Genomic DNA, 12778 nt, shown 5'->3' with positions numbered 1-12778 from the left:
CCGCGCTGCGAAAATTTTTTGCGGAAAGGATGGTTTTCATGGCTAAACTTTTGATCGCGTACTTCTCCAAATCGGGCACGACCCGGGCCAAAGCCGAGCAGATCGCGCGCGTTACGGGCGGCGACCTGTTCGAGATCAAGACGGAGAAGGCGTATCCGCAAAGCTACGCCGGCACGGTGATCGTCGGCAAAAAAGAACAGCTCACCGGCGAGCTGCCCAAGCTGACGGGCCGCGTGGAGGACTTCGCCGCTTACGACCGCGTCGCGCTGGGGTTCCCCGTGTGGTGGTTCACCTGCCCGCAGGCCGTCGTCAGCTTCCTGTCGCAGTACGACTTTTCCGGCAAGACGGTCTGGCCGTTCTGCACGCACGGCGGCAGCGGCCCGCGCGGCAGCGCGGGGAAGATCCGCGCCCACTGCGCCGGCGACGTCAAGGACTGCCTTGACGCCAACAAGCTGACGGACGAGGGCGTCGCAGAGTGGCTGAAAACGGAATAACGGACGTTCTCAGACAGGGGATTTTCTCATGACCTCTCGATTTCGCGCCGCCCGCGGCGGCGACCTGGAACAGATCGAAGCGCTGATCGACGCGCGCATCCGCTGGATGGACGAAACGGGCATCCGGCAGTGGAACGTCACGAACTACCGGGAAGTCTACCCGCGCGGCTACTACGAGCGGATGCTGCGCGAGGGCAAACTGTTCGTGCTCGACGACGGCGGCGAAGCGGTCGCGGCGGCGGTCCTGCTCGAAGAGGATCCGCGCTGGCGCGACGCGCCGCTGCCGGCGCTGTCCGTGCACAACCTGGTCTCGTCGCTGCGCGGCCGCGGTGCGGGACGCGAGTTCCTGCGGCTGGCCGGCGAGCGGGCGGCGGCGCTGGGAAAACGCGCGCTGCGCCTCGACTGCGCCGCGGACAACGCGAAACTGAACCGTTTTTACGAGAATCTCGGCTTCCGCGCCGCCGGGACCGTGGAGGACGGACTATACCGCGGTCTGCGCCGCGAGAAGACCGACCTGCCCGGACGTTCGCTCGACGTGAACGCGTTCCTTTTCGAAGGTTACGAGACGCTCGACGTCTTCGGCCCCGCGGAGATCCTCGCTCACATCGGCGACTACCGGCTGCGCTGGTTCTCGCGCGGCGGCGGCGAGGTGATCAACGCCCAAGGGCTGCGCGTCCTCACCGAACCGCTCTCGGCGGCCGACCCGCGCGGCGCGCTGCTGCTGCCGGGCGGCCGGGGCACGCGGCCGCTGGCCGGCAACGGAGAGTTTCTCGCCATGCTGCGGGAACTGGCCGACGCTTCCACCTACTGCCTGTCCGTCTGCACCGGCTCGGCGCTGCTGGCCGGGTGCGGCGCGCTGGACGGGCGCGAAGCCACGTCGAACAAGCGCGCGCTGGCCTGGGCCACGTCGTGCGGCGAAAAAGTCCTGTGGCGCGACCGCGCGCGCTGGACGAAAGACGGCAAATTCTACACGTCCTCGGGCGTTTCCGCGGGCATGGACATGGCGCTGGGCTTCGTCGCCGACCGCTTCGGCCGCGAACGGGCGGCGGAGATCGCGCGCCAGATCGAGTACCGCTGGAACGACGACCCGGACGACGATCCCTTCTCGGAAAATTCACGGCGTTAGTTTTGCCGGCGCGGGATCCCGCGCCGGACGCCGCGAAAAAATGCGGGAGCGAATGCCCGGCCTCTGCCGGCTATCCGCTCCCGCATTTTTTCGCGGTTTATTGTTTTTCGCTTCAGGCATTTTGCTGACTGAAAATGTTTTTGCTCGATTCTTTTCGGGCATTGTGCAGTTTTATTCTTGATTTTGGCTTCTTGTGATGCTATTCTATTGTTTAGTTTCATAGTTCGTCATTATTTTCAGAAAGGGGATTTTCTATGATGGAAACTGCACAGAAGCGCTGGTATGGGGATTTTCTATGATGGAAACTGCACAGAAGCGCTGGTATGAAAAACTGCCCCATCCTTATATCCTGCTGTTCCTGATCGTCGTCGCGGTAGCGATCCTGACGTATTTCCTGCCGCCGGGAGTGTACGACCGCGTCGTCGTGAACGGACGCAAAGTCGTCGATCCCACCACGTATCACGCGGTCGATCCCACGCCGGTGACGCTGATGCAGTTCCTCACGGCCATTCCTCGCGGCATCGTCAACGCCGGCATCGTCGTGGTCATCACGTTCATCTCCGGAGCGATGTTCAAAGTGCTGCAGAGCACGGGCGCCATCGAGCACGGCGTCGGCTACGCGGTGAAGCGGATCGGCGTCGGCAACTACAGGAAGCTGATCTGGATCGTCATGTTGATCTTCGGCTTCCTCGGCGCGACCGTCGGCTTCGAGAACAACATCGCCGTCACGCCCATCGCCGTGTTCGTGGCGCTGGCGCTCGGCGGCGACGTGATGGTCGGCGCGGGCATGGCCATCGCCGGCATCGGCATCGGCTTCGCCACGTCGCCGATCAATCCCTACACGGTCGGCACGGCTCACGCCATCGCCCAGCTGCCCATCTATTCGGGCATCGCCTTCCGCTCGCTCTACTGCCTGTGCGCCATCATCCTCACGGGCTTCCACGTCACCAGTTACATGGACAGGATCCGACGCGATCCTTCCAAGAGCCTTGTTCCCGACGCGGACACTTCGGGGCTGACGCTGACCAAGCCGATCGAGGAATACGAGCTGACCGCCCGCGACAAGGCCGTGCTCTCGGTGTTCGTGGCCGGCATGGCCTTCACGATCTTCGGCGTGCTCAGATGGAAATGGTACCTGAACGAGATGGCGGGGCTGTTCCTGCTCATCGGCATCGTCGGCGCTTTTGTGGGCGGTATCCGTCCCAACCGGATGGTGGAGCTGATGATCGAGGGGGCCAAGTCGGTCGCCGGCGGCGCGCTGGCCATCGGCGTGGCTCTGGCCATTCAGGTCGTCATGAAGGACGGCAACATCACCGACGCCGTCATCCACGGGCTGGTCGCGCCGCTGCAGGGGCTCGGCATTTACGCCTCCGCCGTGCTGATGTCGGTCGCCCACTGCCTGATCAACTTCCTGATCCCCTCCGGCTCCGGCCAGGCATTGGCGACGATGCCGGTGATGATCCCGCTCTCCGACCTCGTCGGCATGACGCGCCAGGTCTCCGTGATGGCGTTCCAGATCGGCGACGGCGTCACCAACCTGTGCTATCCCACCGGCGGCGGCATGCTGGCCATGCTGGCTCTGACCCGCGTGCCCTTCGACCGCTGGTTCCGTTTCGTGTTCCCGCTGGTCGTCAAGGTGGTGCTGCTCGGCTGGGTCTTCATGTGCGTGGGAATCGCCATCGGCTGGAATTGAACCATGAAAACGCCTGACTTCAAAACCCGCGCCGAAGAACTTGAAAGTGCCGTCGTCGCCTGGCGGCGGCATCTTCATGCTTTTCCCGAGCTCTCCTTCGACGAAGTGAAGACCAGCGATTACATCGCCGCGGCGCTGTCGGAGATGGGCTGCGAGAACGTCGCCGTCGGCACGCGCGGACGGCCCACCGGCGTGATCGCCGACATTGCGGGCGCGCTTCCCGGGCGGCGGGTTGCCCTGCGCGCCGACATCGACGCGCTGCCGGTCGCGGAGGAGACGGGACTGCCGTTTTCCTCGCAGCGCCCCGGCGTCATGCACGCCTGCGGGCACGACGGCCACATGGCCATGCTGCTGGGGGCGGCGCGGATGCTCTGCGAAGCGAGGACCCAGCTGCGCGGCTCGGTGCGGCTGATCTTCCAGCCCTCGGAAGAATCGGCCAATTTCGTGCAGGGTGCGCGGGCCGTAGTGGAAGACGGGCGCGCGCTCGACGGAGTGGACGCGATCTTCGGCGCGCACCTGTGGAGCCCGCTGCCGTCGGGCGTGCTGGGCTGGCGCGCCGGGCCGATGATGGCCTGTTCCGACTCGTGGACGGTGAAGCTGCGCGGACAAGGCGGGCACGGCGCCTCGCCCCATCAGACGCACGACCCGACCGTGGCGGCGGCGCAGCTGATCTGCGCGCTGCAAACGTTCGTCAGCCGCGAGCTCGACCCGCAAAAGAGCGCCGTGCTCTCCACCGGCGTCATGAAAGCCGGCGGCGCGTTCAACGTCATCCCTTCGGAAGCGGAGCTGATCGGCACGGCCCGATCCTTCGAGCCGCAGATCAGCCGCGACTGCGAGGCGTTCATCCGCCGCATGGCCGAGAACATCGGCGCGGCCTTCCGCTGCACGGCCGAGCTGGATTACCGCCGCAACCTGCCGCCCACCGTCAACGACGCGGAAATGGCGCGGCTGGGAGCGGAGACCGGCCGCGGGATCTTCGGCGCCGACATGGTGCGCGAAGTGCCGCCGACCATGGGCGGCGAGGATTTCAGTTTCTACCTCGAAAAAATCCCCGGCGCGTTCTTCTTCATCGGCTGCGGCGACGCCGCCAAAGGCTCCGACTGGCCGCACCATCACTGCAAGTTCACCATCGACGAATCTCAACTCTGCAAAGGCGCGGCCTTCGAAGCCGCCTGCGCCTGGGCGTTCCTCAATCAATAGCGCGCATCGCGCACAAAGTCCCCGCTTCCGTCTGGAAGCGGGGACTTTGTGCGTCAATCCTTTTTCATTTCGTTCAGGAACGTCGCGCCGAGGATCAGGGCGCCGCCGGCGAGCTGCAGCGGCGTTATCGATTCGCCGAGGAGCAGCCAGCTCATGAGGACCGCCGAGAGCGGGTCGATATAGCTCAGCGCCGCCGTGGTCTGGGCGGGCAGGCGGCGCAGCGCCGTGAAGTACATCAGATAGGCCAGCCCGGTGTGGATCAGGCACAGCGCCGCCAGGCAGGACCAGCCCGCGCCGTCCAGGCTGGCCAGCGGGGGGCCCCCTTCGACGAGCACGTAGGGGGCGAGAAAAGCCGCCGCGAGCAGCAGCTCGGCGGCGGTGGACTCGTACGGCGTGACGCCGCGCAGGAACTTGTTGGCCATGACCGCGCAGGCGTAGAAGACGGCCGCGCCGACGCCGCAGGCGACGCCGAGCAGGTCGTTTCTCCCCGCGCCGCCGCTGCCGCCCGCGACGCAGGCCAGGCCGCACAGCGAGACGAAGACGCAGACGACCGTACGCTTTTCCAGCTTTTCGCGCAGCAGCCACGGCGCAAGACAGAGCATGAACACGGGAGCCAGATAATAACAGACCGTGCCCGTGGCGATCGACGTCCAGCGGAAAGCCTCGAAGAACAAAATCAAGTTCATGCCTATAAAAGCTCCGGCCGTGAGCAAATATCGGGCGTTGGCACGGATCCTCTTCCACGAGAGTCCATTGCCCACCGTCACGGCCGCGGCGAGCAGGCAAAGGCCGCCGACGGCGGCGCGCCACAGCGAGAGCTGCGCCGATGAAAGCGGAACGCGGCGCGCGAACAGGCCGATCGAGCCGAAGATCAGCATCGCCCCGGCCATGAGCCATTTCATCGAGTTCATCGGAAACACTTCCTTTGGGCAGGATCGCGGAGACAGAAAAAGGCTGTTCCATTATATCAAGCGCACAAGCCGGCCGCACATGTTCCAAAACACGCCGCGAGTCCGCCGTTTTGGACGGAACTGGCGACGCTCTTGAAGTACGTACAGACAAAAGCGCCGCTGGAGATACCGCGGTAGAGCGTCGCATAGCTGATGGAGATCGGGTTTTTCTCTTCTTTCGGGCGGGCAGCGATCTGTTCGGGAGACCACTGCCCGAAGCAGAAAAGTTCCCGTACCCGCTTCAAAGTCTCCCCGTCGTCGAGCTTTCGCCGGGGACAGCAACCTTTCTGCGGGAACGATATGCTCCCTGTGCCGCAAACGAAGAGTAACATCCGGGAAAAGAGTCCCTCTTCAGCTCTCTGGAGATCGTCGATTTATGACGTCCAGGACGGCGTGCGATTTCGGAGATTCCTTCGCCGTTATTGTGAAGCAACATGAGCTTTTCGCGATCGAATGGCGTAAGATGAATATAGGATCTCATAGTTCTCCTCGTAATATGGTTGTTGGCGTAAACATCATTTTACCGGAAACTATGAGCCCTTGCTTATTTTCTTCTCATGGTGCTCTTAGATTGTATATCTAGGCGTGGAACATTTTCCGCGGTTCATTGCAGGAACTGCTCTCTCATTACATGTTGTTTTTTATATTTGAGAAAAAACTCCGAAAAACGCCGCGCGGGTCACTTCCGGCACAGGCAGAACGGGTGCCCGGCCGGGTCGATCATGGTCACGAACCGTTCGCCGCCGAACTGCGCCGCGGCTTTGACCGCGCCCAGCGCTTCGGCTCTTTTCACCGCCTCCGGCAGATCCTCCACCTGAAAGTCGAAGTGCATCTGCTTCTGCTGTTTCCCTTTTTCCTCCGGCCACACGGGCGGCGCGTAATCTTCTTCCTCGATGAACAGGAAGACGACGCCGCCCGAGCTTCTGACCGCCGGGCAGCCAAACAGCGCACACTTTTCCCAGCCCAGCAGCTCGGCGTAAAAATTTTGCAGTTCCGTTTCGTCGCCGCAGTCGACCATCACGTTGCCGAGAATCGCTTCCATGATATTGGGCTCCTTCCATTGTCCTCGGTTTTCAGCGGCGGCGGGCGAACAGCGCGTAGCCCGACAGGGAAAGGATGATCACCATCCCGTGGACAAACCGCGTCCAGAGGCCCGTCAGCCCGGCGCTGACGATGCCGGCTTCAATGATGCCGATGACGACGGAGCCAATGAACGAGCCGTAGACCGTTCCCTGTCCGCCGTAGGCCGACGTGCCGCCCACGAAGACGGCCGCAAAGACCAACAGCATATAGCCGTCGCCCTGCGTCGGCCACCAGTTGTTCAGTTCCAGCGTCGCCAGCATCCCGGCGAAAGCCGCCAGAAAACCCATCAGCACGAACGCGCCGACGCGCACGCGCGGCACGCGGATACCCATCATCTCCGCCGTCTTGCGGTTGTCGCCGATGAACAACAGCGCCTCGCCGAACGGGCGGCGGTTCAACAACAGCCCCAGACAGACGGCCGCCCCCACCGCCCAGAGCGCCTGAGCGGGAACTCCCCACGCGCCCAGACGGCCCGCGAAAACTTGATGCAGCGCCGTACCGCGCACTTGCGCCAGCGGGATCGCCACGCCGTCGGAAAGCAGCAGTGCCAGACCGCGCCACAAAAACTGCGCACCGATCGTAGCGATGATCGACGGCACGCCCACGACGACGACCAGCAGACCGTTGAGCCAGCCCATCAGAGCGCCCGCCGCCAGCGCGGCGACGAACGCCGCCCACGGATCGATCCCCGCCTTCGCGTAGGCCCAGGCGAAGACGAAGGCCGCGGCCGCCGACACAGACGGAAAACTCATGTCCATCTCGCCCGCCACGATCAGCAGCGTCATGCCCAGCGTTAGAACCGTCGTCACGGGAATGGTGGACATAAAGGAACGATACAGCCGCGCGCTGCCAAACGAAACCGGGCTGGCGAGAGCGAACGCGCCCCACAGCACCAGCAAAAGCAGCGTCACCAGCATCTGGCGACGGTAATTACGCCAGTTCATCGCCTTCGCCTCCCGCCATCAGACGGCGCATCAGCCCGTCCAGCGATACTGCGGATTTATCCAGCACGACGGCGATTCGCCCGCGCTCCAGCACCGCGAAGCGGTCGGCGGCACGGTAAACGTGCGGCAGCTCGTGGCTGATGAAGATGCAGCTTTTGCCCGCGGCGCGGATGCGCGCCACGAACTGGAGCACCTTCTCCACCTCCGAGACGGCCAGCGCCGTGGTCGGCTCGTCGAGAACGATGATCGAAGCGTCGAAGTACATGGCCCGCGCGATGGCCAGCCCCTGCCGCTCGCCGCCGGAAAGCGTAAGGACGCTGGCGTCGGCGTGCAGCCCCGCGCCCTTCAGGCCAAGAACGTCCGACAGCAGCTTCATCGTCTCCGCCTTCTCGCGCCGCGCGTCGATGAAGCCCAGCCGATTCTTCAGCGGCCGTCCCGCGAAGACGTTGCGCCACAGCGGCTGACGCTCCCCCAGCGACCGTTCCTGATAGACTGTCTCGATCCCCATCGCCCGTGCCTGCGACACCGAATATGCGCGGAAATCGACCGGCCGCCCGTCCACGATCATCTCGCCGCGGTCCGGACGATGGACTCCGGCCAGAATTTTGATCAACGTCGATTTGCCCGCGCCGTTGTCGCCCAGCAGCGCCAAAATCTCGCCCTTTTTCAGCTCCAGATCGACGCCGCGCAGCGCCGACACCGCGCCGAAGGACTTCCACAGCCCGCGCAGCTCCACCGCGTATGATGACGCCATTCCATCGCCTCCGATTCGAAAAAAATTTTCCCCGTCATAAACAAAAAGCGGGGAGAAAAACTCTCCCCGCCGCGAAAAAGCCGCTTTATCGGATGCCGGCGTTCGCCAGCGGCGCGACCGTCGCGATGTTGTCCTGCGAGACGTAGCCGCCGCCCGTGTCCACGTTCAGACCGCCGAACTTGTACTTGGCCGTGCTGACGATCTGCAGCACCGACAGGTAACCCATCAGATAGGGCTGCGCTTCGGAAGTCAGACTCACGTAGCCGCGCTCGATGCCACTGACCGTTGCCGGAGTGAGGCTGAATCCCGTGGCGTAGATCTCGCCCGGCTTGACGCCCGCCGCCTGCAGGAAGTTGCCCAGCTGTCCCGTCAGTCCGCCGTGATCGACGACGATCGCCCTGCAGTCGGGATGCGAAGCCAGATAGCCCGCCAGTACCGGCGCGCCGAGGGCCGCGTCCTTGTTGATCTCGTCGGAGATTTCGAGGTAGTCCACGGTCAGCCCGGCTTTTTCGAACTCTTCCAGCAACGCGCGAGCGCGGCGGCCGCGGCCTTCGAGACGCTTCAGCCCCCACACGAAGGCGCGATCGCCCTGCTTGGCGCCGCCGCGGCGCAGGATCTCGCGCGCCATCTCGGCGCCCTGACGCCAGTTGTCCGTGCCGATGTAGCCGAAGCCACGCGCCTGATACTTGCCCTGCAGACGTGGCAGCGCCGTGTCCACGCAGGTAACGATCATGCCCTTGGCGAACGCCTCGTCGATCAGCGGCTCGTAGGCATCGTCGCCGGGATGTCCCATCACCACGAATCCGGTGGGATTGGCAGCCAGGCCGGTCTTGAAGTTTTCGAGCATCTTTTCCGGGTTCCAGTCCGAATAGACGATCTTGAGCTCGACGCCCAGATCGACGGCCGCCTGCTTGGCGCCGTTGACCACAGTCGTCGCGTACGGCTCGCCGACCGAGCCGCCCGCGTCGAACCACACCGTCATGCCCTTGCCGCTCTGCGTCATCTCCGCCGCGCCGGCCGCACCGGCAAGCACCGCGGCGGCGGCAGCCGCCAGAAACAGTTTTTTCATCCAAAAACAAGCTCCTTTCGTTGATGCAGAATCTTATGATTCTTTATATTTATATACTTTATGAGTCTACATTGGGAGCAAACTTCTGTCAACAGCCCTCTTGGGACACGCTCTCCCCGATCCCGCAGCGCGGATTCTTTTTTCGCGCGAGGATCGGGGAGAGCGTGTTGTTTCGAAAGCGTCCGTCGCTTACGGCTTGAGGCGGTAGATGGTTCTGGGGAAGGGGATGACTTCGCGGATGTGGGGCAGGCCGCAGATCCAGGTGATGGTGCGTTCGAGGCCGATGCCGAAGCCGCTGTGGGGCACGGAGCCGAACTTGCGCAGGTCGAGGTACCAGTCGTAGGCGGCGGGGTCCATCTTCAGCTCTTTCATGCGGGCGACGAGTGTGTCGTAATCGTCTTCGCGCTGCGAACCGCCGATGATCTCGCCGTAGCCTTCGGGCGCGAGCAGGTCGGAGCAGACCACGGTCTCGCCGTTGTCTTCGGGGTTGGCTTTCATGTAAAACGCCTTGGCGTCTCTGGGGTAGTTCTCGACGAAGACGGGGCGGTCGTACTGCCGGGTGAGGACGGTCTCGTCGTCGGCGCCGAGGTCGTCGCCGAATTCGATGTCGCTGCCCAGTTCGTTGAGTTTCTTGACGGCGTCGCGGTAGTCGAGGTGGTAGAACGGGCCGGCGACGACTTTCTCGAGCGGCTCGACGTCGCGTTCGAGCGCGGCCAGTTCCTTCCCGCAGCGGGCGAGGACGTTCTTCACCGTGTCGGCGACCAGGTCTTCCTGAAGCTGCATGTTCATCTTGTTGTCGTAGAACGCCATTTCCGGCTCGAGCATCCAGAACTCGGTGAGGTGGCGGCGGGTCTTCGATTTTTCGGCGCGGAAGGTGGGGCCGAAGCAGTAAACTTTGCCGAAGGCCATGGCCGCCGCTTCGGCGTAGAGCTGGCCGGTCTGGGCCAGATAGGCTTTCTGGTCGAAGTAGTCGAGCTCGAACAGGCCGTCGGATCCTTCGCCGATGGAGCCGGTGAGGATGGGGCTGTCCATGAGCATGAAGCCGCGGTCGTGGAAGAAGCAGCGCCAGCTCCAGATGATCTCGTTGCGGATCTTCATCAGCGCGTTCTGACGGCTGGAGCGCAGCCAGAGATGGCGCTGATCGAGCAGGAAGTCGATGCCGTGGTCCTTCTTGCCGATGGGGTACTCTTCGCTGGGGTTCTGAAGGATTTTCAGATCCGTCACGGTCAGCTCCACGCCGGAAGGGGCGCGGCCGTCCGCGCGGACGACGCCGGCGACTTCGAGGCTGGCCTCGAGCCAGAGCCCCTTGGCGGCGTCGAACTGTCCGTCGGGGACTTCGCCTTTGACCACCACGCCCTGAACGGTTCCCGAGCCGTCGCGGAGCTGGAGGAAGTGGATCTTTCCCGAACTGCGTTTGTTGTACATCCAGCCTTTCACGCAGACGCTCTCGCCCACGTGCTCTTTCAGATCTTTGACGTATACCCATGGTGCTGCCATTGCCATCAGCCTCCTACGCTGAATATTTTCATTCGCCGTCTATTATCCCACGAAAGGGCGAAAAGATTTCAAAAAAATCGCTCCACTTTATCTTGTATATGATACACTATTGCCTGGCATTTGAGACGCGGTCGGGACATTTTTTCAGGGGGAAAATTTGTCTCTTTTTTTCTTTTTTGCACGCCGAGGGACAAGCGCTGCGGCCCAAAAACGATTTTACGACGTTTGCCGCTTGCGCTCGAAACGCCGTTTTTTATGCAGCGGAGTTCTTCCCGTAGGTTTTCTTATGCTTTTTACGGCGGATTCATGAGAGTTCAAAGGAATTTTTCAGGAGGGGTATTTCCATGGCAGAGAAATTGAGACTGGAAGACGTTATTGCGGCTCACTGGTCGGCGCCTCGGCAGATGGCATGGTACGAAGGCGAATGGTGGACCGCGGAGCGCGTGTTCCGTCTTGTGGGGGAAAACGTAAAGCGGCTGCAGGCCGCCGGTTTCGGCGCCGGAGACCGCATCGTGACGATGCTGCCCAACAGTCCGTCGTTTCTGGCGCTGTGCATGGCTGCCTGGGAAATGCGCGGTTCAGTGACCCCGCTCAACGCCCTGGCCGGACCTCAGGCGCTCGGCGCGCTGATCGAGCATTCCATGCCGGCGGTGATCGTTGCCGATCCGGCGTTGAAGGGACATGCCGAGGGGCTCAAAGGGCTGCCGTTCCCGCTCGTGTTTCTCGAAGCCACGGGCCCGCTGCCCGAGTTCAGAGCCGTGCCTTCGCTCAAATCCAGCGAAGACTGCTGCTCGATCTTCTATACCTCCGGCACGACGGGCACGCCCAAGGGCGTGCCGCTCACTCACATGAACATCCTCACCTGCCTGGATCAGGCGCTGAAACAGGTGCTTCCCGACATCGGCGAACAGACCATGCTCAACGTGCTGCCCAACTTTCACACGCTCGGCTGCGTCGTTTCCGGTTTCATGCCCCTGTTTGTCGGCATTCCTCAGGTGATCCGCAACAGCTTCCTGCCCGTCGAAGGCACCATGCGCGCCATCGACGAAGGCGACGCTACATTGCTGGTGACGGTGCCCACGCTGCTGCACTTCCTTTGCGGCGCCGCCGTCAAGACCGGCTGGAAGCCCCGCCGCGTCAAATACGTGGTCTCCGGCGGCGACCGCCTCGTGCCCTCGCTGCGCGGCCGCATCGCTCAGCTTCTCGGCGGCAAGCCCATCGAGGGGTACGGCCTGACCGAGTGCTCGCCGATCCTCGCAGCGCAGGCGACGGGTGGTTCTCCCGAAGGTTCCGTGGGTCCGCTGCTCGAAGGCATCGAATACCAGCTGCGCGACATCGACGGCTCCCCCGCGACTGGCGACGAAGGCGTGCTCTGGGTCAAAGGCCCCAACGTGGCGTCGGGATACTTCAACGCCCCCCAGATCACGGCCGAGAAATTTCAAGACGGCTGGTTCAACACCGGCGACATGGTGCGCGTCGACGAGAAGCGCAACGTCTTCATCCAGGAACGCGTCAGCGACCTTATCATCGTCGGCGGCTTCAACGTCTACCCGCAGGAAGTCGAAGCCGTGCTCAACGCCAATCCCAAAGTCAGAGAATCGGCCGCCGTCGGCGTGTCGCGCTCGGTTACGGGACAGATCGTGCGCGCCTTCGTCATCCTCAAGGAGGGCGTCACCTGCTCGTCTTCCGAGCTGACGGAATGGTGCCGCGAGCGCCTGCCTCACTACAAAGTGCCGCGCAGCATCAAGCTGGTCACCGATCTGCCCCGCAACGCTCTCGGCAAAATCCTGCGCCGCAAGCTGCGCGAAGAATCCCAGAACAGCGGTGACGACTAGGCCGTCTCCACAAATTTTGGGAGCTGTTTTTCTCAGCCGCTCAAGAATGTGGTATGATATTTCCCGTAGAAATTTGCCCCCGCCGATGGCGAGGGGGCTTTCATTTGAGAGAAGCTTTTGCGAAAGGAAGTGT

12 protein-coding genes are annotated in these 12778 nt (G+C 63.0%); 5 read left to right on the top strand and 7 right to left on the bottom strand.

Features of this window, described 5'->3' with window-relative positions; translation table 11 throughout:
- Positions 1–38 precede the first annotated feature (38 nt).
- From RAH42_RS01640 to RAH42_RS01625, 4 genes are all read left to right on the top strand, one after another.
- Positions 39–494 (top strand): flavodoxin, encoded by a 456-nt coding sequence (locus RAH42_RS01640; RefSeq protein WP_168169979.1) that lies wholly within the window; start codon positions 39–41, stop codon positions 492–494.
- Between the two features lie 28 nt (positions 495–522).
- Entirely contained in the window at positions 523–1620 is a 1098-nt protein-coding gene (locus tag RAH42_RS01635) for a GNAT family N-acetyltransferase (RefSeq protein WP_078015506.1), read from the top strand.
- A 295-nt stretch (positions 1621–1915) separates the two neighbouring features.
- Entirely contained in the window at positions 1916–3313 is a 1398-nt protein-coding gene (locus RAH42_RS01630; RefSeq protein ID WP_317539801.1) for a TIGR00366 family protein, read from the top strand.
- Between the two features lie 3 nt (positions 3314–3316).
- A complete protein-coding gene (locus tag RAH42_RS01625; RefSeq protein WP_078015505.1) occupies positions 3317–4513 on the top strand; it encodes an amidohydrolase in 1197 nt (398 codons plus the stop codon).
- Between the two features lie 53 nt (positions 4514–4566).
- Here the strand turns inward: RAH42_RS01625 and RAH42_RS01620 are convergent, their stop codons facing one another.
- The 7 genes from RAH42_RS01620 to asnS all read right to left on the bottom strand — a co-directional run bounded on the left by RAH42_RS01620 (position 4567) and on the right by asnS (position 10810).
- A complete protein-coding gene (locus RAH42_RS01620; RefSeq protein ID WP_078015504.1) occupies positions 4567–5424 on the bottom strand; it encodes a DMT family transporter in 858 nt (285 codons plus the stop codon).
- A 56-nt stretch (positions 5425–5480) separates the two neighbouring features.
- Complete coding sequence (locus RAH42_RS01615) at positions 5481–5795, bottom strand: hypothetical protein (protein ID WP_317539800.1); 315 nt, start codon at positions 5793–5795, stop codon at positions 5481–5483.
- A 347-nt stretch (positions 5796–6142) separates the two neighbouring features.
- Positions 6143–6505: a VOC family protein gene (locus tag RAH42_RS01610; protein WP_078015501.1), complete on the bottom strand. Its 363-nt coding sequence runs from the start codon at positions 6503–6505 to the stop codon at positions 6143–6145.
- A gap of 31 nt (positions 6506–6536) precedes the next feature.
- A complete protein-coding gene (locus tag RAH42_RS01605; protein ID WP_120372618.1) occupies positions 6537–7490 on the bottom strand; it encodes an ABC transporter permease in 954 nt (317 codons plus the stop codon).
- Entirely contained in the window at positions 7477–8244 is a 768-nt protein-coding gene (locus RAH42_RS01600; protein WP_078015499.1) for an ATP-binding cassette domain-containing protein, read from the bottom strand. The genes RAH42_RS01605 and RAH42_RS01600 overlap by 14 nt, the downstream gene beginning before the upstream one ends.
- 85 nt (positions 8245–8329) lie before the next feature.
- Positions 8330–9313 (bottom strand): substrate-binding domain-containing protein, encoded by a 984-nt coding sequence (locus RAH42_RS01595; RefSeq protein WP_078015498.1) that lies wholly within the window; start codon positions 9311–9313, stop codon positions 8330–8332.
- A 189-nt stretch (positions 9314–9502) separates the two neighbouring features.
- Positions 9503–10810: an asparagine--tRNA ligase gene (gene asnS, locus RAH42_RS01590; RefSeq protein WP_078015497.1), complete on the bottom strand. Its 1308-nt coding sequence runs from the start codon at positions 10808–10810 to the stop codon at positions 9503–9505.
- Between the two features lie 344 nt (positions 10811–11154).
- Here asnS and RAH42_RS01585 point away from each other — a divergent pair, with 344 nt between their 5' ends.
- Positions 11155–12645, top strand: a complete 1491-nt coding sequence (locus tag RAH42_RS01585) for an AMP-binding protein (RefSeq protein WP_078015496.1) — start codon at positions 11155–11157, stop codon at positions 12643–12645.
- Positions 12646–12778 lie beyond the last annotated feature (133 nt).

This window comes from Pyramidobacter sp. YE332, assembly GCF_033060595.1.
GTDB lineage: Bacteria > Synergistota > Synergistia > Synergistales > Dethiosulfovibrionaceae > Pyramidobacter.
This window is presented reverse-complemented; position numbering and strand designations above follow the sequence as displayed.